This window comes from Pseudomonas frederiksbergensis (assembly GCF_035751725.1).
GTDB lineage: Bacteria > Pseudomonadota > Gammaproteobacteria > Pseudomonadales > Pseudomonadaceae > Aquipseudomonas > Aquipseudomonas frederiksbergensis_A.
In genome coordinates, this window is the sequence record NZ_CP142104.1 from 4985729 (window position 1) to 5012523 (window position 26795).

Consider the following 26795-nt stretch of genomic DNA (forward strand, 5'->3'; position numbering starts at 1 on the left):
TTGAAACCCTCTTTGCTTAATTCATCCAGTCCTTGACCCAATCCATCACCGATTCGGCGGGATTCGTGCCGCCGCAGGCTGCACCGGGCGGCGGTTCGCTGCCGCGAATATACGGCATCTGCACGGCGCCCGGGCAATTGGCGTCGGAACCCTGGCCCGTGCGCGAATCAACCCAGGCCTGGACGATGTTGTCCGGTTGCGGCATGTCCAGCGGCAACGGGTCGGCCTTGCGCATGAAGCTGGTCCAGACCTGCAACGCACCGGTGGCGCCGGTGAACGGTGTCTTGCCGTTGTCATCACGTCCGAGCCAGACCACCGCCAGCAGGTCCTGGCTGAAACCGGCGAACCAGCTGTCGCGCGAATCGTTGCTGGTGCCGGTCTTGCCCGCCAGGGTCAACGTCCGCGGAAGTACGTTATAGACCGAACTGCCGGTACCTTCGCGCATGACCCGCTGCATGGCGCTCTGGATCAGATATATGGAAGCCGGGTCGAAGCGTTGCTGGATCTGGAACGGATAGCGCTTGAGCGGTTCGCCGTCGGCAGTCAGCACGCTGCGGATACCGCGCATCGGCGTATTGAAGCCACCGTTGGCCAACGTCTGGTACATGGCCGCGACTTCGATCGGCGTCAGGCCACCGGCGCCCAGCAGCATCGACGGGAATGCCGGAAACTCGCGGTTTACTCCCAGGCGCGCCAAGGTCTTGAGCACATTCGGCACGCCGACTTCCAGCCCGAGGCGAGCCGTCGACAGGTTGTAGGAGTGCGCCAGCCCCTGGTACAGGAACACCGTGCCGTGGGGACGACGGTCATAGTTCTGCGGCGTCCACACCTGGCCGTCCGCGCCCTTGATCGAAAACGACTCGTCGGACAGCCAGCTCGTCAGCGTGTACTGGCTCGGCTTTTCCAACGCCGTAAGATAAACCGCCGGCTTGATCAGCGAGCCGATCGGCCGCACCGCGTCCAGCGCCCGGTTAAACCCTGCAAAGCTGGCCTGGCGGCTGCCGATCATCGCCTGGACTTCACCGGTTTCCGGATTGGTCACGACCATGGCCGCTTCGACTTCGTCCGAACCCTTGCGCCCCGCCAATCGCTTGAAGGTGTCATTGACCGATGCTTCGGCCTTCATCTGCAGGATCGGGTCGAAGCTGGTGAAGATGCGCAGGCCTTCTTCGGTCAAGTCTTCGTCGCGGTAGTCTTGCCGCAGCTGACGCTTGACCAGGTCCATGAAACCGGGGAACGAGCTGTCCGCCAGGCTGCCACGTTTGGTCACGCCCAACGGCATCTTTTTCGCCGCCTCGACTTGCTCGGCCGTGGCCACACCTTGTTGTTGCAGCAGGTCGAGTACCAGGTTGCGCCGCTCCAGGGCACGCTCCGGATTACGACGCGGGTTGTAGGACGACGGTCCCTTGACCATCCCCACCAACAACGCCACCTGATGCAGCTTGAGTTCGGACAGCGGCTGGCTGAAGAAGAACTGGCTGGCCAGGCCGAAACCGTGCACCGCACGCTGGCCGTCCTGGCCGACGAAGACCTCGTTGAGGTACGCCTCCAGAATCTCCCGCTTGTCGTAGTGCAGCTCCAGCAACAACGCCATCATGGCTTCGGTCAGCTTGCGGGTCAGGCTGCGCTCGTTGGTCAGGTAGAAGTTCTTGACCAACTGTTGGGTCAAGGTACTGCCGCCCTGGCGCATGTGCCCCGACGAAGTGTTGACCCAAACGGCACGGGCAATGGACTTGGGCGAGACACCGAAGTGATGGTAGAAGTCACGGTCCTCGACAGCGATCAGCGTTTCCAGCAGGAACGGCGGCACCTGGTCGATCTTGATCAGGATCCGGTCTTCGAGATTCTTCGGATAAAGGCCACCGATCAGCAGCGGCTCGAGGCGCACCACCGACAGGCTCGCGTTGTTGGCACCGGTCAGCGCGGCAACATAGTCGCCGGAAAAGCGCACCCGCACCGGTTGCGCCTGTTCCATGCCTTCATAGAACTGGAAGCCACGGGTGTTGAGGTCGATGGTGTTGCCGTTCACCGAGGCCGCACCCGGACCATTGGCTACGCTTTCGCGGCGATAACCCAAGGCGTCGAGCTCAGTCAGGAAATCAACCTTGCTCAGCTTTTGTCCGACGAACAGCTCCAACGGCCGTGCGTAGACCTTCGCCGGGATAGTCCAGCGCTTGCCAGAGAACTTCTCCTGGACGATGGCATCGAGGTAGACGGCAAAACCGGCAAGCACGACAAGGCCTACCAGGCTCAGTTTAAGGGCCCAGCCCAACCAGGGCCGCAGGCGGCTGGCGGGTGGTTTCTTGGGGGTGCGGGGGGATCGGGTACGAGTCATGGCGGCGGATTATACGCACTTTGTCGTGGTTCAACATGAGTCCGCCGAGGTTTGCGTTAGCGCGGCTTGCGGCCATAATGACCGCCTTGAATTTTCCAGTCTCTGAAGGATCGCCCGTGAGCCAATCACTGATCGCTGCCCTGCAAAACCCGGCCCTTTACCCGCACCCCGTCGAAGGGTTCCAGGTCATCGAAACCCACATCTCATGGGTATTGCTCACCGGTCCCTACGCCTACAAGTTCAAGAAGCCGGTGAATTTCGGCTTCCTCGACTTCACCAGCCTCGACGCGCGCAAACACTTTTGTGCCGAGGAATTGCGCCTGAACCAGCGCCTGACCCAGGATCTGTACCTGGAAGTGCTGCCGATTACCGGCAGCGACGAAGAACCAATCCTTGGCGGCGACGGCCCCGCCATCGAGTACGCCCTGAAGATGCGCCAGTTCCCCCAGAGCGAGCTGCTCAGCACGCTACAGGCCAATGGCGAATTGACCACCGCGCACATCGATGAAATGGCCGCGCAAATCGCCCAGTTCCACCTCTCCACGCCAAAAGTACCTGCCGACAATCCGGCGGGCACACCAGACAGCGTCATGGCGCCGGTGCGGCAGAACTTCGAACAAATCCGCCCATTCCTCAGTGACAAGGCTGACCTGCTTCAGCTCGAGGCGCTCCAGGCCTGGGCGCAAACCAGCTTCGAACGCCTCAAGCCGTTGTTTAGCCAACGCAAGGCCGACGGTTTCATTCGCGAATGCCATGGCGACATCCATCTGGGCAACGCCACCGTGATCGACGCCAAGGTGGTGATTTTCGATTGCATCGAGTTCAACGAGCCATTCCGTTTCACCGACGTCTACGCCGACACGGGCTTCCTGGCGATGGATCTTGAAGACCGGGGTCTCAAGTCCCTGGCGCGACGTTTCATCAGCCAATACCTGGAGCTGACCGGCGACTACGACGGCCTGGAACTGCTGAATTTCTACAAGGCCTATCGCGCCCTGGTCCGCGCCAAGGTCGCGCTGTTCAGCATGCCCGCCGAAGCCGACCCGGTGCAGCGTGCAACGACCCTGCGCCAATACCGCAACTATGCCAACCTGGCGGAAAGCTACAGCACGATACCTTCGCGCTTCCTTGCTATTACCCATGGCGTTTCCGCCGTTGGCAAAAGCCACGTGGCCATGCGCCTGGTGGAAGCGCTTGGTGCGATTCGCCTGCGCTCGGACGTGGAACGCAAGCGCCTGTTCGGCGAACAGCAAGTGCCGAACGACCCGCAAGCCGGCATCTATAACAGCGACGCCAGCAGCGCCACTTACGCCCGCCTGCACCAGATCGCCGACGCGATCCTCCACGCGGGGTTCCCGGTGGTAATCGACGCCACCTATCTCAAGCATGACCAGCGCGACGCCGCGGCCAAGATCGCCGAGGGCACGGGCGCTCCTTTCCTGATCCTCGATTGCGATGCGCCGCAAGCGGTGATCGAAAGCCGGCTGGCCCAGCGCCAAGCCGACCAAAAGGACCCTTCCGACGCCAACCTGGCCGTCATCGCAGCGCAGCAGGCCAGTCGCGAAGCACTGTCGCCGGCTGAAATACTGTGCAGCAAACGCGTTCAAACCAACGAAAGCGGCACGCTGGATGTCGTGGTTGCGCAGATCCGCCAGCGCTTGCCAGGCCTGTAAAACTATTTCGGCCGTGAAGCGACGCCCGGCTTCACGGCCGCCAAATAGTGGCACTATACTGGCGTCATAAAACCATCAGGTGACATGCCATGAGCCACCCAAAGCTTCTCGATTCCCCTCTTTATGCCTTGTTGCGCAAAGATGACATTGCCGGCTTCAACACCGAACGTCCTCAAGGTCCCATCGACATGCGCGGCGGCGATTTTCGAGGCCTGGACCTTCGTGAACTGGACGCCGACGACATCGACTTCACGGACGCCTACTTCCGCTCCGCCGATTTGCGCGGAATTGATTTCCGCAAGTCGTCGCTGGAAGGCGCGAGCCTGGCGCATGCGCAAATCTCGGGCACCTATTTCCCGCCGGAGCTGTCTGCCGACGAAATTTTGATGTCGATGAATTTCGGTACTCGCCTGCGTTACCGCACTCGCTGAAACAACAGCACCTGCGTGCGACACCAGACAATCTCCAGCGCCCCCGCCTGCGCTGGATGACCTGCATTTCCATTCATCGTGCGTAATGCCTTAGAAGCTTTTTCGTCGATTCCGACCAAAGAATCACGCTTTTCCTACTGAGCGCTACACTCCTGAAAAGCTTGCCCACTGCACCAGTCGGCCGTCGCAAGGAGGCTCGATGAATGATGAACTGCAACACCTGAAGAATCTGGGCAAGACATCAGCCCAGTGGCTCCATGCCGTGGGCATCCACAGCGCCTCTGATCTGCGGCGGCTCGGCGCGGTGGACGCGTACCGTGCCGTTCGCACTCGCGGTTTCCGTGCGTCCAAGGTATTGCTGTATGCCATAGAGGGCGCGCTGATGGACATGCATTGGAATGATATTCCCGCTGAGCGAAAGGAAGCCCTCAACAAGCAACTGGATGCCATCTCAGCGCGTCACAAGGCCTGACAACGCTTTTTGCCCACGCCCACTCGCTCTCGCCGAGAAATACTGGGCAATCGAAAAACAATGTTTGACTTGGAAATGAGAATCGCTATGATTACCACATCCGGTCGCGAGACTGGTCGATATTTGAAAAGCCCTTGGTTCGGACTCTCAGATATCTCCTCATCAGGCTAATCACGGTTATTTGACCCGGCTCTTGCCGGGTCTTTTTTTGCCTGGAAGATTACTTCGCATCGCCTCCACGCATTTGCGCGCAGTAATCCTGCGGCGGCGTTGCCGGGGTGTACCACACGTAATCCGCCATGGCCGATGTCACGTTGGCGCCCTCTTCCGCCAACATCAGCACGATCGGCATATTGTTGGCACCGAGGTCCAACGCATGCAGCGGCACACCCACATCCTTGCGGCCATGCCAGGCGCCAGCCAATAACAACGCCGGCGCGGGAGCCTGGAGCAATCGCTCGGCCATGCGCCGGTCGCGCTGCTGCTGCACGGCCAACATCGCCGGCATCTGCGACTCCGGCAGAAGCCCGCAGTGGGATTCGCGAATCTGCTTCAGTAGCACGTCCCTCACAACGTCCGAATTGGCATGGGCCCCCTCCATGGCGGGAGCCTGGCGATAAATGCGCTGGATTTGCGCGCTGTCCAGGTTGGCTGCCAACACCGGATAAGATTGCCTCAGGGCGAATTCGACCACAGGCCCGTAGAGACTCCAATCCCAACCCGGCGACCAGTCCAAAGCCGTGGGCAAATCTATCGGCAAGGCCGGCAACTGGCGAACCGCATCGACCCGTGGCTGCTGCTGCGGCGTCAACATCTCCAGCAGCACGCTGCCTTGGGCTCGCCGGTCGACCAAGGCCTGGAGCAGCCAACGTTGCAGTGCGTGGTGATCGCGATTGTCGTGTTGCTCCCCGACGACGACCCGCTGCGCGTCCGCCAGGCGCTCGACCAATGTCTGGGGTGTGACTGACTGACCGGTGTGCAAATCACGAATCCGTCCGCCAAGCGGAGGTGGCGCAATGCTCTGGCAAGCGCTCAACATTGCCAATGCCAGGATAAGGATCAAGCGCACGTCGGTATCCTCCAGCGAGTGTCAGCGGGCAATGATCAAGGGATGGTCGCGCTCCGGATGGGATTGCACCAGCACGTCCAGGCCAAACACCGCCTTGAGCGGCTCCGGGCGCAACACTTGCCGAGGCGTATCGAGGGCCACCGGCCGGCCAGCCGCCAGCAACAACAGGCGATCACAGTAGCGCGCCGCCAGGTTCAGGTCATGCAGGATCACCAACACCGCCGCGCCGCGACCGGCAAATTCGCGCACCGCTTGCAGGATGGTGTGCTGGTGCAACGGATCGAGCATCGAAGTGGGTTCGTCCAGCAGCAGGTTTTGCCCCGCCTCGCCCGGCCACAATTGGGCCAGCACCCTGGCCAGGTGGACCCGCTGTCGCTCACCGCCGGACAGGCTCAGATAATTGCGACCTTGCAAATGCGCTGCATCGGCAGCCTGCAACGCCAACTCGACGATTTGCCCGTCACGTATCCGACCGCTCTGGTGGGGCAGCCGTCCCATGCCGACCACCTCTTCGACTCGGAATGCGAAATCCAGCGTCGAGACCTGTGGCAGCACCGCCAGGCGACGGGCGCGCTCGCTGCCGTTCCACTGCGTCAACGGTCGATCATCGAGCCAGACCTCTCCCAGCGCCGGGCGCATTTCTCCACACAAACCTGCGAGCAAGGTGCTTTTACCCGCCCCGTTGGGACCGAGCACGCCCAACACTTCGCCAGGATTGAGCTGGAGATCAATTTCCGCCAGTACGGTTTCATGTCCGCGGCGAATGTGCAGGTTTAGCGCTCGCAACATCAGGCGCGTCCCCGCAGCAACAGATAAAGGAAGAACGGCGCGCCGATAAAAGCCGTGACGATACCGATTGGCAGTTCCGCCGGGGCCAGCGCCAGACGCGCCACCAAATCGGCGAACAGCAAGAGGCTCGCCCCCGCCAGCACCGACGCAGGCAGCAGGACGCGATGGTCCGGCCCCGCCATCAACCGCACCAGGTGCGGCACCACCAGCCCGACAAAACCGATCATGCCTGCTGCCGCAACTGCGGCTCCGACGCCGAGGGCGGTGCAGAACACTAGCTCACGCTTGAGCCGTTCGACATCGATGCCCAGGTGGGCGGCTTCCGACTCGCCGAGCAGCAGGGCATTGAGCTCGCGGGCTCGACGTGGCAGCCAGACCGCCACGCCGGCGCTGACCAGCAGCAAGGGCCACAACCGTGCGTAGCTGGCACCGTTGAGGCTGCCCAGGTTCCAGAACGTCAGGGTGCGCAAGGTTGCGTCGTCCGCCAGGTAGGTGAACAAGCCCACCGCCGAACCGGACAGCGCGGTCAAGGCGATACCGGCCAAGAGCATGGTAGCGACATGCGTCCGGCCGTTGTGCCGACCGAGGCGATAGACCAGCGCCGTAACCCCGAGCCCGCCCAGAAACGCGCACAAGGACAATACGTAGGGGCCCAGCGCTTCGGGCACACCGCCCAGCGCTGAACCAGCGACGATGGCGAACGCTGCACCCAACGCCGCACCACTGGAAACGCCCACCAACCCCGGGTCAGCCAACGGGTTGCGAAACAACCCCTGCATCGCCACGCCGGACAACGCCAACACCCCGCCCACCGCCAACCCCAGCAGGGTCCGTGGCAGACGAATCTGGCCAAGGATCAGCTCGGCCTGCTCCAGGCCATCCCCGGCCACCGGCAAACCCAACAGGCGCAGGGCGGCGCGCAACGTATCGAACAGTGGCAAGCTCACCGGCCCCAACGCCAGGGACAGCCAGGACGCCAGCAGACACAGCAGGCCCAGCCCTATAAACAAAGTGCGCGGCCTGACCAGCGCCGTCATGGCACCTGGACCGGATAGAACGCGTTGGTCAGCGTCACCAGGCTTTGCGGCAAACGTGGGCCCAGCCCGCCCACTAACAGCGTCGGGTCCAGCTCGATGACACGCCCATCCCTGGCGGCGCGCGTGGAGGACAGGATCGGATTCTCCTTGAACAGCGCCACACGCGCCTCTTCGCCGCGCAAGGCACGATCGGCGAAGATCAGCACCTCGGGATCCAGGCTCGCCAGGGTTTCCACGGAGAAAGGTTTATAACCACTATGGGTCGCCAGGTTGTGGCCGCCAGCCTGTTGCAACAGCCAATCCGCAGCGGTGTCCTTGCCCGCAATCAGCGGCTTGCCGCCGGCGCTGCCCACCAACAGCAACACGCCCGGCGCCTTCTGCTTGAGCCGGGCTTCGTTTACGCGGGCGCCGTGCTGGGAAAGGCGCATCTGATAATCCTCGAACATTGCTCGTGCCCTGTCCTCGGTTCCCAACAGCTGGCCCAAATGACGCAAATTGTCCTGGAGCGCGGTCAGGTTTGGCGCCGCCGAAAACAATTCGACCTGCACCCCGGCGGCCCGAATCTGCGCCAGCACTGGAGGCGGCCCCATTTCCTCGGTCCCCACCAGGATCTGCGGACGCAAGCTCAGCACGCCCTCCGCCGACAGTTGCCGTTGATAGCCGATACTGGGCAACGCTCGCAGCGAATCGGGATGCTGGCTGGTCGTGTCCACTCCGACCAATTTTGATTCACCACCCAACGCACAGGCCCACTCGGACAAGGCACCGCCAGCGCTCACCCAGCGCTGCGGCAGATCAGCCGCCAACGCGCCCTGGCTTACCAGCAAGACGACACAGAGCGCAGCAACGCGGAGATTCAGGCGCATCGAGCAGCTTCCTCAAAGAAGTTTTCCACAGGATCGGGCTTGGACAAGTATCCTCAATGCCACCTGCGAAGGAGGCGCCATTTGATAATTGTTTTCATTTGACCGTCAAGCATCGAACTTGATGGACGTAGCCCTGTGGGAGCGAGGCTGCTCCCGAATGCAGTGGGCCAGCCCACACCAAGAACACCGACACGCAGCATTCGCACGCAGGCCGTTCCCACAAAGAGCCCATCCTCATGACATTTAGAGACACACATGAAATTTCTTTGTACCACCGCCGAGCTGCCTGAAAGCGGCAGTCGCGGTTTCGACATGGATGGGCGCAAGTTGCTGGCTGTGCGGCGCGCAGGCCAAGCCTACGTCTATCTCAACCGTTGCCCGCATCGTGGCGTGCCGCTGGAATGGCAACCCGACCAGTTTCTCGACGCCAGCGCCAGTCTCATCCAATGTGCGACCCATGGCGCACTGTTCCTGATCGAAAGCGGCGAATGCGTCGCCGGCCCTTGCGCGGGACAGTTCCTCACGGCGCTAGACAGCCGGGAGGACGACCAAGGCATCTGGGTCGAGTTCTAGCAACACCGGCAGCGGGCGATCGATCCACATCTGCTCCGGCGTCAGCGTGGCACCATAGGCCAGCACTTCCACCCCCGCGGCCACCGCCTCGCGCAACGCCGCGGCATACACCGGATCGATTTCCTGCGCCGGGCGCACCGCCTCGATACCGCTCAGGTTCACGCAATACAGCTGCACCGCGCGCACACCTTCACGCGCCAGGCAGGCCAGTTCTCGCAGGTGCTTGGCGCCGCGCAGGGTCACCGCGTCGGGAAACGCCGCCACATTCGTCCCGCCGAAACCCAGCGTGACGCTCTTCACCTCAACCCAGGCCGAGCTGCGATCCGGGTAATCGAGTCGAAAGTCGATACGGCTGTTCTCCATGCCGTAGGCCACCTCGCGCTTGAGCCCGATGAAGCCGTTCAGTTCACCGATGACGCCGGCCCGCAGCGCCTCCTCGATCAGCGAATTGGCCCGCGCGGTATTGATACAGGCCAAGCGACCCTGAGGGGTTTCGCCTATTTCCCAAGTGCCCGGCAACTTGCGCTTGGGGTCGTTGGAACGACTGAACCAGACGCGCGCGCCCTCGGCCATGCAATTGAGCATCGAGCCGGTGTTGGGACAATGAATCGTCAGCAATTCGCCGTGAACGGTCTCGATATCGGCGAGAAAACGCTTGTAACGCCGAATCAGACGCCCCTCTTCCAACGCTGGGAAAAATAGCATCAGCCTTGCCAACTCCGCAGTCCGCGTTCAATTCGCTCCACCGCTTCTTGAAGCCGTGGCAGGCTTTGGGTATAGACGAACCGCACGTGGTGCCCGGCCTGATGGCGACCGAAATCCAGCCCGGGCGTGAACGCCACGTGTTCGGTTTCAAGAAAGTGCTGGCAGAACGCGAAAGCATCGCCGCCGAAAGCGCTGATGTCGGCATAAAGGTAGAACGCGCCTTGCGGCTCTACCGCAATACCAAACCCCAACTCGCGCAAGGCCGGCAAAAGGAAGTCGCGACGCAACGCGAACTCGGCGCGACGTTGCTCGAAAATCTCGATGGTCGCTGGCTCGAAACAGGCCAGCGCCGCGTATTGCGCCATGCTTGGAGCACTGATGTAGAGGTTTTGCGCGAGCTTCTCCAACTCACCGACGGCCGCCGGAGGTGCCACCAGCCAGCCGAGCCGCCAACCGGTCATGCCGAAATATTTTGAAAAGCTATTGAGGACGAACGCATCGTCATCGACTTCCAGCACGCTGGCGGCGTCGGTGCCATAGGTCAGGCCGTGATAGATCTCGTCGACCACCAAGTGGCCGTTGTGGCTCTTGATCGTCTTGGACAGGCCCGCCAATTCATCGCGGGAGAGAATCGTCCCGGTCGGGTTGGCCGGGGAAGCCACCAGGGCGCCGACGCTGTCATGGTCCCAATGGCGATTCACGAGATCCGGCGTCAGTTGGTAACGCACGTCCGGTCCCACCGGCACCAATTGCGCCGCGCCTTCGATCAGCCGCAGGAAATGGCGGTTGCACGGGTAGCCAGGGTCGGCCAACAGCCAGTGCTTGCCCGGGTCCACCAGCAAGGCACTGGCCAGCAGCAAGGCACCGGAACCGCCCGGCGTAACCAGGATGCGCCGGGGATCGATGTCCACACCGTAGCGTTGCGCATAGAAACCGGAGATGGCCTCGCGCAACTCCGGAATGCCCCGGGCCGCGGTGTAGCGGGTCTTGCCCGCCGCCAGGGCAGCCTGGCCGGCCTGGATGATCGGTTCGGCGGTGGTGAAGTCCGGCTCGCCGATCTCCAGGTGAATGACGTCGTGCCCGGCGGCCTGCAATTCGTTGGCACGCGCCAGCAGCGCCATCACATGGAAAGGTTCGATGGCACGACTGCGTGCGCTGTAGGGCTGGGCCATTGGGCCGTCCTTCGCGAAAAAAGAACCGATTCTACCCAACTCCGGAACGGGTGCGGGAACGAGCGCAAAGCTAAAACGGTCCTAGCCCGTAGATCGCTGGAAATCAGTCCAGCGTTAAACCCAGGCTTGACTAAAATCAAGTACTGAGCAGGTTTGCAACCCCACCGGACCGGAGCCGGCCACGGTTTGCAGGCCCCAGCCGCTCCAGGCTCGACAACCGGGAGTAGCGCGGGCTGATTTGATCTGGTAAGTTCGCCCGCTTGCAGCCGCAGGGCCGGCAGGTGTCGGTGATGGAGCAATCCTGCGTAGTGGATTACAAGAGTAGAGGCGGTCCATTCATGCCCACCCAAGCAAAGCAGAATCAAAATCAATCGCTCAGCGGGTTCGAGTCGTATGTCCCGAAAGAGGGCGAGGAGTACATGGGCGCCCCCATGCGCGCGCACTTCACCAAGATCCTGAACAAGTGGAAACAGGACTTGATGCAGGAAGTCGACCGCACGGTTGACCATATGAAGGACGACGCTGCCAACTTCCCTGACCCGGCCGACCGTGCCAGCCAGGAAGAAGAATTCAGCCTGGAACTGCGTGCCCGCGACCGTGAACGCAAGCTGATCAAGAAAATTGACAAGACGCTGCAACTGATCGAAGACGAAGAATACGGCTGGTGCGAGTCCTGCGGCGTCGAGATTGGCGTCAAGCGACTGGAAGCGCGTCCGACCGCCGATATGTGCGTCGACTGCAAGACCCTCGCGGAAATCAAGGAAAAACAGGTCGGCAAGTAATCGCCGGGGCTGTCATCGAAACGGAGCGTTCATACGCTCCGTTTTTTGTTTGCGATGCTTTCCCCAAGCCTGGTGAGCCCGCCCCCACAAGGGAATATGCTTCGTTGTCCAAATTGCATGCCAACCGCCCGCACCCAGTAACATTCGCCCTATGACTGACTACATCGGACGCTTCGCACCCACCCCCAGCGGTCACCTGCATTTCGGCTCGCTGGTCGCCGCGCTGGCATCGTATCTCGACGCCCGGGCCGTGGGCGGACGCTGGTTGTTGCGCATGGAAGACCTCGACCCGCCCCGGGAAGAGCCCGGCGCGCAAGTAGCGATTCTCAAGGCGCTGGAAAGCTACGGATTTGAGTGGGACGGCGAAATGGTGCGCCAGAGCGAGCGCCACGACGCCTACCAGCAGGTTATCGATCGGTTGCTCAGCCAAGGCCTGGCCTACGCCTGCACCTGCTCGCGCAAGCAACTGGAACCGTACCAAGGTATTTATCCGGGACTGTGCCGCAACGCCGGTCACGATACTGGGGACGCCGCGATCCGGCTGCGTGTTCCCGAACTCCAATACCACTTCGTCGATCGCGTCCAAGGCGAATTTCGCCAACACTTGGGCCGCGAGGCCGGCGACTTCGTGATTCGTCGTCGCGACGGGCTCTATGCCTACCAAATGGCGGTGGTCCTGGATGACGCCTGGCAGGGTGTCACCGATATTGTCCGCGGCGCCGACCTGCTGGACTCCACGCCGCGCCAACTGTACTTGCAGGAACTGCTGGGGTTGCCACAACCGCGTTATCTGCATGTGCCGCTCATCACCCAGCCGGACGGGCACAAACTCGGCAAATCCTATCGCTCGCCACCCCTGACGGCCGATCAGGCAACACCACTGCTGCTAAGGGCGCTACGCGCACTCGGCCAGCAACCGGCGCCGGAACTGGTCGATGCCAGCCCACAGGAGTTGCTGGCCTGGGGCATTCTTCATTGGGATGCGGGCAAGATCCCTCACACGCTGAGCATGCCCGAAGCGCAAATACGTTGACGGCCCTTGCAGCTTGGCGCCCATCCGTTACCATCGCCGCACGTTTTCGGGCACGTGCTTAAAAAAGAGAGGCCGGGATGTACATCTATCGCTTGGTCCTGCTCCTGGTAGTGGGGATTTACCTGTTCTCCCCGGCCATCATGGATTGGTGGATCGATGCCACGGGTGCCTGGTATCGACCGTATCTGCTCTGGCTGATCCTGATCGTCGTGACCTTCATCCTGCAGAGCCAAAAAGATGCCGATGAGCTTTAGCCTGACCCAGATGATCCTGATCAGCGCCGCCTACCTGGCAGTGCTGTTCGGCGTGGCCTGGATCAGCGAACGAGGCATGATCCCGCGCGCGATCATTCGCCACCCGCTGACCTATACGCTGTCGCTGGGTGTGTATGCCAGTGCATGGGCGTTCTATGGCACTGTCGGCCTGGCGTACCAGTACGGCTATGGTTTCCTGTCCAGTTACCTCGGGGTGTCCGGCGCGTTCCTGTTGGCGCCGGTGTTGCTCTATCCGATCCTGAAAATCACTCGCACCTACCAACTGTCTTCGTTGGCCGACCTGTTCGCCTTTCGTTTCCGCAGTACCTGGGCTGGCGCGCTGACGACGATCTTCATGCTGGTCGGCGTGTTGCCCTTGCTGGCGCTGCAAATGCAAGCCGTCGCCGATTCCATCAGTATCCTGACCCGTGAACCGGTGCAACACCGCGTCGCCTTGAGTTTCTGCGTCCTGATCATCCTGTTCACGATTTTCTTCGGCTCGCGGCACATCGCCACCCGGGAGAAACATGAAGGCCTGGTCTTTGCGATCGCCTTTGAGTCGGTGATCAAGCTGATCGCCATCGGCGGCGTTGGGCTCTATGCCCTGTATGGCGTGTTCGATGGCCCGCAGCAGCTCGAGCTTTGGCTGCTGCAGAACCAGACCGCCCTTGCCGCCTTGCATACACCGCTGCAAGAAGGCCCGTGGCGCACGCTGCTGCTGGTGTTCTTCGCCTCGGCGATCGTGATGCCGCACATGTACCACATGACCTTCACGGAGAATCTCAATCCGCGCTCGCTAGTCAGCGCCAGTTGGGGCCTGCCGTTGTTCCTGCTGTTGATGAGCCTGGCGGTGCCGCTGATCCTGTGGGCGGGACTGAAGCTGGGCGCCAGCACCAATCCGGAGTACTTCACCCTCGGCATCGGCATCGCAGCCAATAACGAGGCGCTGGCCTTGCTGGCCTATGTCGGCGGCCTTTCAGCAGCCAGTGGCCTGATCATCGTGACCACGCTGGCGCTGTCGGGCATGGCCCTCAACCACCTGGTGCTGCCGCTCTACCAGCCACCTGCGGAAGGAAACATCTACCGCTGGCTGAAATGGACCCGCCGTGCGCTGATCGTCGCGATCATCATGGCCGGCTACGGGTTCTACCTCATGCTAGGTGACGGGCAGGACCTGGCGAACCTGGGCATCGTCGCGTTCGTCGCCACCCTGCAATTCCTGCCCGGCGTGTTGTCGGTGCTGTATTGGCCGACCGCCAACCGGCGCGGCTTCATCGCCGGATTGCTGGCGGGAATCCTGGTCTGGCTGGTGGCGATGCTGCTGCCGTTGATGGGCAACCTGCAGGGCTTCTATATCCCCCTGCTGAACATGATCTATGTGCTCGACGACACCAGTTGGCACATGGCGGCCATCGCCTCGCTGGCGGCAAACGTGTTGATGTTCACCCTGATTTCACTGTTCACCAACGCCAGCAGCGAAGAAGCCAGCGCCGCCGAAGCCTGCGCGGTGGATAACGTGCGACGCCCGCAACGCCGTGAACTGCACGCGGCCTCGCCCCAGGAATTCGCCACCCAACTGGCCAAGCCCCTCGGCGCCAAGGCCGCGCAAAAAGAAGTCGAGCAGGCTCTGCGCGATCTCTACCTGCCCTTCGATGAACGTCGCCCGTATGCCTTGCGTCGCCTGCGGGACCGGATCGAAGCCAACCTGTCCGGCCTGATGGGCCCCAGCGTGGCCCAGGACATGGTCGAGACGTTCCTGCCCTACAAGGCCGGCGGCGAGAACTATGTCACCGAAGACATTCATTTCATCGAGAGCCGCCTGGAGGATTACCACTCGCGCCTCACCGGCCTGGCCGCCGAACTGGACGCCTTGCGCCGTTACCACCGCCAGACCTTGCAGGAACTGCCGATGGGCGTGTGTTCCCTGGCCAAGGATCAGGAGATCCTGATGTGGAACCGGGCCATGGAAGAGCTGACCGGAATCGCCGCCCAGCGGGTGGTCGGCTCGCGCCTGAGCACGCTGGGCGAGCCATGGAAAGGCTTGCTGCAGGGTTTCATTGACCTGCCGGACGAGCATCTGCACAAACAGCACCTTGCCCTGGACGGCCAGACCCGCTGGCTGAACCTGCACAAGGCAGCAATCGACGAGCCGTTGGCACCAGGCAACAGCGGCCTGGTGCTGCTGGTGGAAGACCTGACCGACACTCAGATGCTCGAAGACAAGCTGGTCCACTCCGAGCGCCTGGCCAGTATCGGTCGACTGGCCGCCGGAGTGGCCCACGAAATCGGCAACCCGATCACCGGCATCGCCTGCCTGGCGCAAAACCTGCGCGAAGAGCGCGAGGACGACGGCGAACTGACGGAAATCAGCGGCCAGATCCTCGAGCAGACCAAGCGCGTGTCGCGCATCGTCCAATCGCTGATGAGCTTCGCCCATGCCGGCGGTCACCAGCACAACGACGAGCCGGTATGCCTGGCCGAAGTGGCCCAGGACGCCATCGGCCTGCTGGCGCTCAACCGGCGCAACTTTGAAGTCCAGTTCTTCAACCTGTGCGACCCGGAACACTGGGTCGACGGCGACCCCCAACGGCTCGCCCAGGTGCTGATCAACCTGCTGTCCAACGCGCGCGACGCCTCACCGGCCGGCAGCGCGGTACGGGTCAAGAGCGAGGCTTTCGAACACACCGTCGATCTGATCGTCGAAGACGAAGGCAGCGGTATTCCACAGAACATCATGGACCGATTGTTCGAACCCTTCTTCACCACCAAGGATCCTGGCGAAGGCACCGGTCTGGGCCTTGCACTGGTCTATTCCATCGTTGAAGAGCATTATGGACAAATCACCATCGACAGCCCGGCCGATGTTCAGAGCCAACGCGGCACCCGTATCCGGGTGACCTTGCCGCGTCATGTCGAAGCGACGTCCGCTGTGAACTGAGACCGTCGAGAGAATCGAATCAATGCCGCACATTTTGATCGTCGAAGACGAAACAATTATCCGCTCCGCCTTGCGCCGCCTGCTGGAACGCAACCAGTACCAGGTCAGCGAAGCCGGTTCCGTGCAGGAAGCACAAGAACGCTTCAGTATTCCGACGTTTGACCTCATCGTCAGTGACTTGCGCCTGCCTGGCGCCCCGGGTACCGAGCTGATCAAGCTCGGCCAGGGCACGCCCGTGCTGATCATGACCAGTTACGCCAGCCTTCGCTCGGCGGTCGATTCGATGAAGATGGGCGCGGTGGATTACATCGCCAAGCCTTTCGATCACGACGAGATGCTCCAGGCCGTGGCCCGAATACTGCGAGACCGACAGACGGCGAGCAGCCAACCTACGGACGCGACGAACGGCAAAGCCGTGGCGTCCGGTAAAGTGGGCGCCAGCAACAGTAACGGCGAAATCGGCATCATCGGCTCTTGCCCGCCAATGCAGGACCTCTACGGCAAGATCCGAAAAGTGGCACCGACCGACTCCAATGTGCTGATCCAGGGTGAGTCCGGCACCGGCAAGGAACTGGTGGCCAGGGCGCTGCACAACCTGTCCCGCCGAGCCAAGGCCCCGATGATCTCGGTGAACTGCGCAGCCATTCCGGAAAGCCTGATCGAGTCCGAGCTGTTCGGCCATGAAAAAGGTGCGTTCACAGGCGCCAGCGCCGGACGCGCCGGCCTCGTTGAAGCGGCGGACGGCGGCACGTTGTTTCTCGATGAGATCGGCGAGCTCCCCCTGGAAGCCCAGGCGCGGCTGCTACGCGTGCTGCAGGAAGGCGAGATTCGTCGAGTCGGCTCCGTGCAATCGCAGAAGGTCGATGTGCGCCTGATCGCGGCGACCCATCGGGACCTCAAAAACCTGGCGAAGATCGGTCAGTTCCGCGAAGACTTATATTATCGCCTGCACGTCATCGCGCTGAAGTTGCCGCCCCTGCGCGAACGTGGTGCGGACGTCAATGAAATCGCCAATGCGTTCCTTGCCCGCCAGAGCGCGCGGGTCAACCGCACCGACCTTAAGTTTGCCCCGGACGCCGAGCAGGCGATTCGTCATTACGCCTGGCCCGGTAACGTGCGGGAGCTGGAAAACGCCGTGGAGCGCGCGGTGATCCTGTGCGAGAGCCCGGAAATCTCTGCCGACCTGCTGGGCATCGATATCGAGCTGAGCGACCTGGACGATGAAGAGTTCATCGGGCTGGCGCCGCAACAGAACGGCGCGAACAACACCAGCCATGAGCCCACCGAGGACCTGTCACTGGAAGACTACTTCCAGCATTTCGTCCTGGAGCACCAGGACCACATGACCGAGACGGAACTGGCACGCAAGCTGGGCGTAAGCCGAAAATGCCTGTGGGAACGCCGTCAGCGCCTGGGGATTCCACGGCGCAAGACCGGGGCTACCAGCGAAAGCTGAGGTGCCCAGGTAACACCGCTGGATGTGAAAAAACTGTTACCTCAGCTTTTTCACGTAACAAAAGCCGGGGTTTACGGTAACGAAACCCCGGTTTTTTTTCGCCCCGAAAAACGCGACATGACCACGGAACCCCCGGTTTCGCGGGGCCTTGCAAAAGTTGGCACGCACCCTGCTATAGCTTTGGTACAAGAACAACAACAAGCAATGCACAAGACAATAAAAATAAGACGAATCGACTCACGCACAATAAAAACAAGACGGCGAGAGGCGTAGCTAACTGATTCTTTTGGAGAGGCGTTGTATTTGGGGCTTGCCCCACAACCAGGCCGAGAACAATAAAAACTGTCTCAAGACAGGTGCCTGAACTGGTTGGATCGATTGATCACTGCAACACAGCGACCAAAGCAATCCGTTTGCTCTTGGCTCCCGATTGGGAGGGTCACGAAGGGAAAACCTCGTGGCGCGGGCACTCAACAAAAACAAGAAGCCCGAAACCAATAATAAAAACAGAGCACGCAACTAATTCTGGGGGAGCTTCGGCTCCCCTTGTGGTTTCTGTCGTTCCGCCTTCCCCGCGTCCTACAAGCTTGTCGCTCGAAGCTTGCAACTCAAAACTTCTGTGTCCTACACCATCCCTCGACTAAATGCTAGAATCCCCGCCCATCATGCGGCCATTCTTCGTTTATGGCCGAATATTCCTTCAAACAGTGCATCCCATGCTGAAGAAGCTGTTCCAGTCATTCCGTTCTCCCTTGCGTCGTACGCAACACATACGCAGCACGCCTGAAGTGCTCAATAGCGGCCAGCATTCGTTGCAAAAGGCACAATTCAGCCGTTACGCGGTGAACATCGTCGAACGCCTGCAGAACGCCGGCTACCAGGCTTATCTGGTCGGTGGGTGCGTGCGCGACATGCTGCTCAACATCACCCCCAAGGATTTCGACGTCGCCACCAGCGCCACTCCTGAGCAGATACGCGCCGAATTCCGCAACGCGCGAATCATCGGGCGCCGCTTCAAGCTGGTGCACATCCACTTCGGCCGCGAAATCATCGAAGTGGCGACGTTCCGTGCCAACCATCCGCAGAGTGATGAAGACGAAGACAGCAACCAGTCTTCTCGCAACGAAAGCGGACGCATCCTGCGCGATAACGTCTACGGCACGCTGGAAGAAGACGCGCAACGCCGTGACTTCACCATCAACGCCTTGTATTACGATCCGGTCAGCGAGCGCATCCTCGATTACGCCAATGGCGTACACGACATCCGGAATCGGCTCATTCGCCTGATCGGCGACCCCAAGCAGCGCTACCAGGAAGACCCGGTGCGCATGCTGCGGGCCGTGCGCTTTGCCGCCAAGCTGGATTTCGGCATCGAGAAGCACAGCGCCCTGCCGATTCGCGACCTGGCCCCCATGCTCAGGGAAATTCCCTCGGCGCGCCTGTTCGAAGAAGTGCTCAAGCTGTTCCTTTCGGGCAACGCCGCAGACACCTTCGAGATGCTCGTCGACCTGCAACTGTTCGACCCGCTGTTCCCGGCCAGTGCCGAGGCGCTGGAATACAACCCGACCTACACCCACACCTTGATCAGCGAAGCACTGATCAACACCGACCTGCGCATCAAGCAGAACAAGCCGGTAACCCCGGCGTTCCTGTTCGCCGCCTTGCTCTGGCCGGCCCTTCCCGCCCGCGTTTTGCGGCTGCAGGAACGCGGCATGCCGCCGATCCCGGCGATGCAGGAAGCCGCTCACGAGCTGATCGCCGAACAGTGCCAGCGCATTGCCATTCCAAAACGCTTCACGATGCCGATCCGCGAGATCTGGGACATGCAGGAACGCCTGCCCCGGCGCAGCGGCAAACGTGCCGACCTGCTGCTGGACAATCCACGTTTCCGCGCCGGCTACGACTTCCTTCTGCTGCGCGAAAGCGCCGGCGAACAGACCGATGGCCTGGGCGAGTGGTGGACCGATTACCAGGACGCCAATGAAAGCGAACGCCGCGACATGATCCGTGAGCTCAGCGGCAAGGATGACGGCACCAGTGGCCCGCGCAAGCGCCGTCGCAGCAGCGGTGCCAAGCGCAAGCGTGCCGGTGTACCGAGCGCCTCGGGCGAATAAGCGATGGAACGCATCTACATCGGCATGGGCAGCAACCTGGCCGAGCCCACCGAACAATTGCGCAGCGCCATCCAGGCACTGGCGCAATTGCCTGACACCCAACTGGTTGGGGTTTCGGCGTTTTATCAAAGCGATTCCCTACTGCCCGGCCAGCCGCGCTACACCAACGCGGTGGCGGCGCTGGACAGCCGCCTGGCACCGCTGGACCTGCTCGATGCGCTGCAAGCGATCGAAACCGGACAGGGTCGCGAGCGCCTGGAGCGCTGGGGTCCGAGGACGCTGGACCTGGATATCCTGCTGTTTGGTGATCGGCTGATCGACGAACCCCGCCTCAAGGTCCCGCACTACCACATGCAAGCCCGGGCCTTCGTACTTTATCCCCTGGCAGAGTTGGCGCCCGCCGACCTGCGCCTGGCTGATGGACGCCTGCTACGGGACCTCCTTGCAGCGTGCCCATTCGCAGGACTGGAACGCCTAGCCCCGAACTGACACAGATCCACCTATGGGATCCGGGACCAGGCAGTCAGATCCGGAACGCCCCTCGACGCTGAAACGCATCAGTAACCACGGTAACACCCGGCGGTAACACATCCAATTGACTTCCCCGGTACTCCTCACGACTATAGGCGTCCCGTCGCCGCCAACGCGGCGCTAATGGGCGCAATCCAGGCCTTACAAGCACCACGCTTAGAAGGTGCGCCTGTATTCGAGCGCCTAATGAGGACTTTTTCATGCCAGCTATTACCCTGACCACGCTGCAAGGTCTCAAGCAAAAAGGTGAAAAAATCACCATGCTGACCTGCTATGACGCCACCTTCGCCCATGCCTGCAACGAGGCCGGTGTCGAAGTGTTGCTGGTGGGCGATTCCCTCGGCATGGTGCTGCAAGGTCACGACAGCACCTTGCCGGTGACAACCGCCGAGATGGCCTATCACGTAGCCGCCGTCAAACGCGGTAACACCGATGCGCTGATCCTCGCCGACCTGCCCTTCATGGCCTACGCCACCCTCGAACAAACCATGACCAACAGCGCCATGCTGATGCAGGCCGGCGCGCACATGGTCAAGATCGAAGGCGCGTTGTGGCTGGCCGACTCGATCCGCCTGCTGGCCGAGCGTGGTATCCCGGTGTGCGCGCACCTGGGCCTTACTCCCCAGGCGGTGAATATCCTCGGGGGCTACAAAGTCCAGGGCCGCAGCGAAAACCAGGCGCGGCAGATGCGTGCCGATGCAATTGCGCTGGAACAGGCCGGGGCGGCCATGCTGCTGCTCGAATGCGTGCCAAGCGAGTTGGCCCAGGAAATTACCCAGGCGGTGAACATCCCGGTGATCGGCATCGGCGCCGGCAACGCCACCGACGGCCAAGTGCTGGTGCTCCACGACATGCTCGGGCTGTCGATCACCGGTCGCGTGCCGAAATTCGTGAAAAACTTCATGGCTGGACAACCTTCTATCCAGGCAGCCCTGCAAGCCTATGTCGCCGAAGTGAAGGCCGCATCCTTCCCGGGCGCAGAACACGGATTCTCCGCATGAACACCGTCAAGACCGTACGCGAACTCCGGGCCGCCGTGGCCCGCGCCCGCGGCGAGGGCAAGCGCATCGCCTTCGTCCCGACCATGGGCAACCTGCACAGCGGGCACATGGCCCTGGTGACCAAAGCCTCGCAGCGAGCCGATTTCGTCGTGGCGAGTATCTTCGTCAACCCGCTGCAATTCGGCGCGGGCGAAGACCTGGACAAATATCCCCGTACCCTCGCCGCCGACCAGGAAAAACTGCTCCAGGCCGGGTGCCACCTGCTGTTCGCGCCCAGTGTCGAGGAGATGTATCCCGACGGCATGGCCGGACAGACTCGGGTCAGCGTGCCGCAGTTGTCCGAAGGCCTCTGCGGCGCCAGCCGTCCGGGGCATTTCGAGGGTGTGGCAACGGTGGTCAGCAAGTTGTTCAACATGGTCCAGCCGGACCTGGCAGTGTTCGGCCAGAAAGACTTCCAGCAACTGGCGGTGATCCGCGCCCTGGTCCATGACCTGAACATGCCGATCCAGATCATCGGCGAGCCGACCGTTCGCGCCGAAGACGGCCTGGCGCTGTCGTCGCGCAACGGCTTCCTCAGCCCTGAGCAGCGCGCCGTCGCGCCAGTGGTCTACCGCGTCCTGAGCCAGATCGCCGAAGCTATCCAGCAAGGTCATCGAGATTATCCGGCCTTGATCGGCGAGCACCTCAAGCAACTCGAAGCGGCCGGCCTGCGCCCCGACTACCTGGAAATCCGCCACGCCAAGACCTTGCGCCCGGCTGTGAGCGAGGATCGCGACCTGGTCATCCTGGCCGCCGCTTTCCTGGGCACGACACGGTTGATCGACAACCTGCACCTGGATCTCGACGGTCCCGCCTGATATCCCAAAACCTTGCTCGCGATAGCGATTCGCCAGGCGACATCCATGCCAACTGACGCGCCGCCATTGCGAGCAAGCTCGCTCCCGCAGGGATCAAGCGGTGTTATTGCCGCTTCGGCTGCCTTCGGGCAAACTGCCCGCCGTTTGGACCCGACCAGAGGAAACACCCATGCACGCCATCATGCTCAAGGCCAAGCTGCACCGCGCCGAAGTCACTCACGCCGTGCTCGATTACGAAGGCTCCTGCGCCATTGACGGTGAGTGGCTGGACCTGTCGGGCATCCGCGAATACGAACAGATCCAGATCTATAACGTCGACAACGGCGAGCGTTTCACCACCTACGCTATCCGTGGCGAGGAAGGCTCACGGATGATTTCCGTCAACGGCGCCGCCGCGCACAAGGCCAAGGTCGGCGATCGCGTCATCATCTGCGCCTACGCTCATTACAGCGAAGCCGAGCTGCTCAACTTCAAGCCGCGCATGCTGTATATGGCGCCGGGCAACGAACTGAGCCACACCAGCAACGCCATTGCGGTCCAGGTTGCCTGATCGGAACACCCGCTCCCCCCTTCTCCCCCGTGGGGGCGAGCAAGCTCGTTCCCACAGTTGATTATCTCCGTCTGTCGGCCCCTTCCAGCTCAAGTTGTATAAAAAAGTACCGGGAAACTGTCAGACAAAGTCAAGACAGATCGCAACGCGAGGTTTACTGTAGTCGCCCTGTGCCTGGCGATCATGTCGACGCAGTTGTCCGGACGCCCGCTTCGAGCCGCGCCGGAATTTTTAGTGTACAAAAGGTCGTTCAAGTAAAAAGGAAACCCGCAGCGATGGCGTATTACCGAACTCCTCAAGACGTGACCGCTCTGCCCGCCTGGCAAGCGCTGAATGACCACCGCAAAGCCATGCAGGATTTCAGCATGCGCGAAGCGTTCAATGCCGATCCGCAGCGTTTCAACCAATTCACCCTATCGAGCTGCGGCCTGTTTCTCGACTATTCGAAGAACCTGATCAACGCCCAGACCCGCGACCTGCTGGTGGGCCTGGCGAACGAAGTAGACCTCCAGGGCGCGATCAAGGCGCTGTTCGAAGGCGAGATCGTCAACGCTTCGGAAAACCGCCCCGCCCTGCACACCGCCCTGCGTCGCCCGGTCGGCGACAAGCTGTTGGTCAACGGCGTCAACGTGATGCCGGACGTGCACAAGGTGCTGAACCAGATCACCGACCTCGTGGGCCGCATCCACGACGGCCTGTGGCGCGGCTACACCGAGAAGCCGATCACTGACGTGGTGAACATCGGCATCGGTGGCTCGTTCCTCGGGCCACAGTTGGTATCCGAAGCGCTGTTGTCCTACACGCACAAGGGCGTTCGCTGCCATTACCTGGCGAACATCGACGGCAGCGAGTTCCACGAGCTGACGATGAAACTGCGCGCTGAAACCACGCTGTTTATTGTCTCGTCGAAATCGTTCAACACCCTCGAGACCTTGAAAAACGCCCAGGCTGCACGCGCCTGGTACCTGGCACAGGGCGGTTCGGAAGCGGAGCTGTATCGCCACTTCATCGCGGTGTCGAGCAACAACGCCGCCGCGGTGGCATTCGGCATCCGTGAAGAAAACATCTTCCCGATGTGGGACTGGGTCGGCGGGCGCTACTCGCTGTGGTCGGCCATCGGCCTGCCGATCGCCCTGGCCATCGGCATGTCGAACTTCAAGGAATTGTTGTCCGGCGCCTACTCCATGGACCAGCATTTCCAGAGCGCGCCGTTCGAACAGAACATGCCGGTGCTGCTGGCATTGTTGGGCGTGTGGTACGGCAACTTCTGGGGTGCGCAGAGCCACGCGATCCTGCCGTACGACCACTACCTGCGAAACATCACCAAGCACCTGCAACAGCTGGACATGGAGTCCAATGGCAAGAGTGTTCGCCAGGACGGCACGCCGGTCTCCACCGATACCGGCCCGGTCATCTGGGGCGGCGTGGGCTGCAACGGCCAGCACGCCTACCACCAGTTGCTCCACCAAGGCACCCAACTGATCCCGGCCGACTTCATCGTACCGATCGTCAGCTTCAACCCGGTTGCCGACCATCACCAGTGGCTGTACGCCAACTGCCTGTCCCAGAGCCAGGCCCTGATGCTTGGCAAGACCCGCGCCGAAGCCGAGGCCGAGCTGCGCGAGAAGGGCGCCAGCGAAGCAGAAGTCCAGAAACTGGCCGCTCACAAGGTGATCCCGGGCAACCGTCCGAGCAACACCCTGGTGGTCGAACGCATCAGCCCGCGCCGCCTCGGTGCGCTGGTCGCGCTGTATGAGCACAAGGTCTTCGTACAAAGCGTGGTCTGGGGCATCAACGCCTTTGACCAGTGGGGCGTGGAGCTGGGCAAGGAGCTGGGCAAAGGTGTCTACAACCGTCTGGTGGGCAGCGAAGAAACCGCGGCCGAAGACGCCTCGACCCAAGGCCTGATCAACTACTTCCGCGGGCGTCATCGCGGCTGATCGTATCGCCGCTCCACAGCTCACCGCTGCTCCTGTGGGAGCGAGCCTGCTCGCTCCCACACTGGTTCCATGTAGAACTTGAACTCGATATTCACTGGGCGCATCTTTATATCTTGTCGCAAAACAAGAATAAGGAACCGTCATGTTCGATATCAGCCAGTACCCCCAAGCCGATGCCGTCCGCCGGGCTGCGCAACTGAGTCAAGACGAGTACAAGCGGCTCTACAAGGAATCCATCGAACACCCCAGCGCCTTCTGGGCCGAGCAGGCCACGCGCTTTCTCGACTGGATGACGCCGTGGCAGACCGTCCAGCGCTATGACCTCAAGAATGGCGAGGCCAGCTGGTTTGCCGGTGCCAAGCTGAACGTCACCGCCAATTGCATCGACCGTCACCTGGAGACCCGCGGCGACCAGGTAGCGATCATCTGGGAAGGCGACAACCCCGCCGAATCCGCACAGATCACTTACAAAAAACTTCACCACCACGTTTGCCGACTGGCCAACGTGCTGAAAAGCCGTGGGGTGAAAAAAGGCGACCGGGTGTGTATCTACATGCCGATGATCCCGGAAGCAGCCTACGCCATGCTCGCCTGCACCCGCATCGGTGCGGTGCATTCAGTGGTATTCGGCGGGTTTTCACCGGATTCGCTGCGCGACCGGATTCTCGACGCCGACTGCCGCACCGTCATCACCGCCGACGAGGGCGTGCGCGGCGGGCGCTTCATACCGCTCAAGCGCAATGTCGACAAGGCGCTGGAAAGCTGCCCGAACGTCAGCACCGTATTGGTCGTCGAGCGCACCCAGGCCGAGGTGGATTGGGTCGAAGGTCGCGACCTCTGGTATCACCAGGCCACGCATGAGATGAGCGACGACTGCCCGCCCGAGCCGATGGACGCCGAAGACCCGTTGTTCATCCTCTACACCTCCGGCAGCACCGGCAAGCCCAAGGGGGTGCTGCACACTACCGGCGGTTATTTGCTGCAAGCGGCGATGACCTTCAAGTACGTATTGGACTACCGCGACAACGAGGTCTTCTGGTGCACCGCCGACGTCGGCTGGGTCACCGGCCACAGTTACATTGTCTATGGCCCTCTGGCCAACGGCGCCACCACGTTGATCTTCGAAGGCGTGCCGAGCTACCCAAGCAGCTCGCGCTTCTGGCAGGTGATCGACAAACACCAGGTCAACATTTTCTATACCGCGCCGACGGCTCTGCGCGCCCTGATGCGCGAAGGCGCCAAGCCCCTGCAGGAAACGTCTCGCAAGAGCCTGCGACTGCTCGGCAGCGTCGGTGAGCCAATCAACCCCGAGGCGTGGGAATGGTACTTCAACGTCGTCGGCGAGCAACGCTGCCCGATTGTCGATACCTGGTGGCAGACCGAAACCGGCGGCATCATGCTCAGCCCCTTGGTGAGCGCGCCACGGCTCAAGCCGGGCTGCGCCACTCGGCCGATGTTTGGCGTGCAACCGGTGCTGCTGGATGAGGCCGGCAAGGAAATCAGCGGCCCGGGCAGCGGGGTCTTGGCGATCAAATCCAGTTGGCCGGCGCAGATTCGCAGCGTCTACGGTGATCACCAACGCATGGTCGATACGTACTTCAAGCCCTACCCCGGCTATTACTTCACCGGCGACGGCGCCCGCCGCGACGAAGATGGCGATTACTGGATCACCGGCCGCATCGACGACGTGATCAACGTCTCGGGCCACCGCATCGGCACCGCCGAAGTGGAAAGCGCGCTGGTACTGCACGACAACATTGCCGAGGCGGCGGTTGTCGGTTACCCCCATGACCTCAAGGGCCAGGGCATCTACGCGTTTGTAACGCCGATGGACGGCGTCGAGGCCAACGACGCGCTGAAGCAGGAATTGCTGGCCCATGTCAGCAAGGAAATCGGCAGTTTCGCCAAGCCGGAGCTGATCCAGTGGGCGCCGGCCCTGCCGAAGACCCGCTCGGGCAAGATCATGCGCCGGATCCTGCGCAAGATCGCCTGCAATGAGCTCGACAGCCTCGGCGACACCTCGACCCTGGCCGACCCGAGCGTGGTGGAGGGCTTGATCGACAAGCGCTTGAATCGCTGAGGCTATGCAAAAACCTGTGGCGAGGGAGCTTGCTCCCTCGCCACAGGACGGTGTCTGACTCGTAACCTTGTGCAACCTCAAACCCGATCCTTCATAGCTGCTAAACTCCCGCGCCTCATTTCTCTAAGGCGCGCCCG

At 61.7% G+C, this 26795-nt stretch carries 23 protein-coding genes; 16 read left to right on the top strand and 7 right to left on the bottom strand.

Features of this window, described 5'->3' with window-relative positions; all coding sequences use genetic code 11:
* Positions 1–16: 16 nt before the first annotated feature.
* Positions 17–2335 (bottom strand): penicillin-binding protein 1B, encoded by a 2319-nt coding sequence (gene mrcB / locus VQ575_RS22315; RefSeq protein ID WP_039593844.1) that lies wholly within the window; start codon positions 2333–2335, stop codon positions 17–19.
* 116 nt (positions 2336–2451) lie between these two features.
* Here mrcB and VQ575_RS22320 point away from each other — a divergent pair, with 116 nt between their 5' ends.
* The 3 genes from VQ575_RS22320 (at position 2452) to VQ575_RS22330 (ending at position 4911) form a co-directional block, all read left to right on the top strand.
* Positions 2452–4008 (top strand): bifunctional aminoglycoside phosphotransferase/ATP-binding protein, encoded by a 1557-nt coding sequence (locus tag VQ575_RS22320; protein WP_325918441.1) that lies wholly within the window; start codon positions 2452–2454, stop codon positions 4006–4008.
* Positions 4009–4097: 89 nt separating this feature from the next.
* On the top strand, positions 4098–4439 hold the full coding sequence (locus VQ575_RS22325) for a pentapeptide repeat-containing protein (RefSeq protein ID WP_039593846.1): 342 nt from the start codon (positions 4098–4100) through the stop codon (positions 4437–4439).
* Between the two features lie 199 nt (positions 4440–4638).
* On the top strand, positions 4639–4911 hold the full coding sequence (locus VQ575_RS22330) for a TfoX/Sxy family protein (protein ID WP_039593847.1): 273 nt from the start codon (positions 4639–4641) through the stop codon (positions 4909–4911).
* A 220-nt stretch (positions 4912–5131) separates the two neighbouring features.
* On the opposite strand, the gene VQ575_RS22335 is transcribed toward VQ575_RS22330, so the two are convergent.
* The 4 genes from VQ575_RS22335 to VQ575_RS22350 are packed head-to-tail and all read right to left on the bottom strand — an operon-like array spanning position 5132 to position 8672.
* Positions 5132–5980: a ChaN family lipoprotein gene (locus tag VQ575_RS22335; RefSeq protein ID WP_325918442.1), complete on the bottom strand. Its 849-nt coding sequence runs from the start codon at positions 5978–5980 to the stop codon at positions 5132–5134.
* A 21-nt stretch (positions 5981–6001) separates the two neighbouring features.
* Positions 6002–6769 carry a heme ABC transporter ATP-binding protein gene (locus VQ575_RS22340; protein WP_045156969.1) on the bottom strand — a complete coding sequence of 256 codons (768 nt, stop codon included), beginning with the start codon at positions 6767–6769 and terminating at the stop codon, positions 6002–6004.
* Entirely contained in the window at positions 6769–7752 is a 984-nt protein-coding gene (locus VQ575_RS22345) for a FecCD family ABC transporter permease (RefSeq protein ID WP_162488977.1), read from the bottom strand. The genes VQ575_RS22340 and VQ575_RS22345 overlap by 1 nt, the downstream gene beginning before the upstream one ends.
* Positions 7753–7802: 50 nt before the next feature.
* Entirely contained in the window at positions 7803–8672 is an 870-nt protein-coding gene (locus VQ575_RS22350) for a heme/hemin ABC transporter substrate-binding protein (protein ID WP_198725938.1), read from the bottom strand.
* Positions 8673–8927: 255 nt separating this feature from the next.
* Here VQ575_RS22350 and VQ575_RS22355 point away from each other — a divergent pair, with 255 nt between their 5' ends.
* Positions 8928–9245, top strand: a complete 318-nt coding sequence (locus tag VQ575_RS22355) for a Rieske (2Fe-2S) protein (protein WP_039593852.1) — start codon at positions 8928–8930, stop codon at positions 9243–9245.
* On the opposite strand, the gene sfsA is transcribed toward VQ575_RS22355, so the two are convergent.
* Positions 9201–9950 (bottom strand): DNA/RNA nuclease SfsA, encoded by a 750-nt coding sequence (sfsA, locus tag VQ575_RS22360; RefSeq protein ID WP_039593853.1) that lies wholly within the window; start codon positions 9948–9950, stop codon positions 9201–9203. The two genes, VQ575_RS22355 and sfsA, sit on opposite strands and share 45 nt — an antisense overlap.
* Complete coding sequence (locus VQ575_RS22365) at positions 9950–11122, bottom strand: pyridoxal phosphate-dependent aminotransferase (protein ID WP_325918443.1); 1173 nt, start codon at positions 11120–11122, stop codon at positions 9950–9952. The genes sfsA and VQ575_RS22365 overlap by 1 nt, the downstream gene beginning before the upstream one ends.
* Before the next feature lie 338 nt (positions 11123–11460).
* Here VQ575_RS22365 and dksA point away from each other — a divergent pair, with 338 nt between their 5' ends.
* The 12 genes from dksA (at position 11461) to acs (ending at position 26658) form a co-directional block, all read left to right on the top strand.
* On the top strand, positions 11461–11904 hold the full coding sequence (gene dksA / locus VQ575_RS22370) for an RNA polymerase-binding protein DksA (protein WP_039593855.1): 444 nt from the start codon (positions 11461–11463) through the stop codon (positions 11902–11904).
* 151 nt (positions 11905–12055) lie between these two features.
* On the top strand, positions 12056–12937 hold the full coding sequence (gluQRS, locus tag VQ575_RS22375; RefSeq protein ID WP_325918444.1) for a tRNA glutamyl-Q(34) synthetase GluQRS: 882 nt from the start codon (positions 12056–12058) through the stop codon (positions 12935–12937).
* Between the two features lie 77 nt (positions 12938–13014).
* The gene (locus VQ575_RS22380) at positions 13015–13191 is read left to right on the top strand and encodes a hypothetical protein (RefSeq protein WP_003176118.1); all 177 of its coding nucleotides are present in this window, start codon (positions 13015–13017) and stop codon (positions 13189–13191) included.
* Positions 13175–16129: a sensor histidine kinase gene (locus tag VQ575_RS22385; RefSeq protein ID WP_162488976.1), complete on the top strand. Its 2955-nt coding sequence runs from the start codon at positions 13175–13177 to the stop codon at positions 16127–16129. Before VQ575_RS22380 ends, VQ575_RS22385 begins: the two co-directional genes overlap by 17 nt.
* Before the next feature lie 22 nt (positions 16130–16151).
* Entirely contained in the window at positions 16152–17585 is a 1434-nt protein-coding gene (locus VQ575_RS22390) for a sigma-54-dependent transcriptional regulator (RefSeq protein ID WP_039593858.1), read from the top strand.
* Between the two features lie 716 nt (positions 17586–18301).
* Positions 18302–19699 carry a polynucleotide adenylyltransferase PcnB gene (locus VQ575_RS22395; RefSeq protein WP_039593859.1) on the top strand — a complete coding sequence of 466 codons (1398 nt, stop codon included), beginning with the start codon at positions 18302–18304 and terminating at the stop codon, positions 19697–19699.
* Between the two features lie 3 nt (positions 19700–19702).
* Positions 19703–20188, top strand: coding sequence for a 2-amino-4-hydroxy-6-hydroxymethyldihydropteridine diphosphokinase (folK, locus tag VQ575_RS22400; RefSeq protein WP_039593860.1), 486 nt, complete (start codon positions 19703–19705; stop codon positions 20186–20188).
* Positions 20189–20430: 242 nt separating this feature from the next.
* Positions 20431–21231, top strand: a complete 801-nt coding sequence (panB, locus tag VQ575_RS22405; RefSeq protein WP_039593861.1) for a 3-methyl-2-oxobutanoate hydroxymethyltransferase — start codon at positions 20431–20433, stop codon at positions 21229–21231.
* Positions 21228–22088: a pantoate--beta-alanine ligase gene (panC, locus tag VQ575_RS22410; RefSeq protein ID WP_039593862.1), complete on the top strand. Its 861-nt coding sequence runs from the start codon at positions 21228–21230 to the stop codon at positions 22086–22088. The genes panB and panC overlap by 4 nt, the downstream gene beginning before the upstream one ends.
* 169 nt (positions 22089–22257) lie before the next feature.
* Positions 22258–22638: an aspartate 1-decarboxylase gene (gene panD / locus VQ575_RS22415; protein ID WP_039593863.1), complete on the top strand. Its 381-nt coding sequence runs from the start codon at positions 22258–22260 to the stop codon at positions 22636–22638.
* A 275-nt stretch (positions 22639–22913) separates the two neighbouring features.
* On the top strand, positions 22914–24578 hold the full coding sequence (pgi, locus tag VQ575_RS22420; RefSeq protein WP_039593864.1) for a glucose-6-phosphate isomerase: 1665 nt from the start codon (positions 22914–22916) through the stop codon (positions 24576–24578).
* Between the two features lie 142 nt (positions 24579–24720).
* Positions 24721–26658, top strand: a complete 1938-nt coding sequence (gene acs / locus VQ575_RS22425; RefSeq protein WP_039593865.1) for an acetate--CoA ligase — start codon at positions 24721–24723, stop codon at positions 26656–26658.
* Positions 26659–26795: the final 137 nt, after the last annotated feature.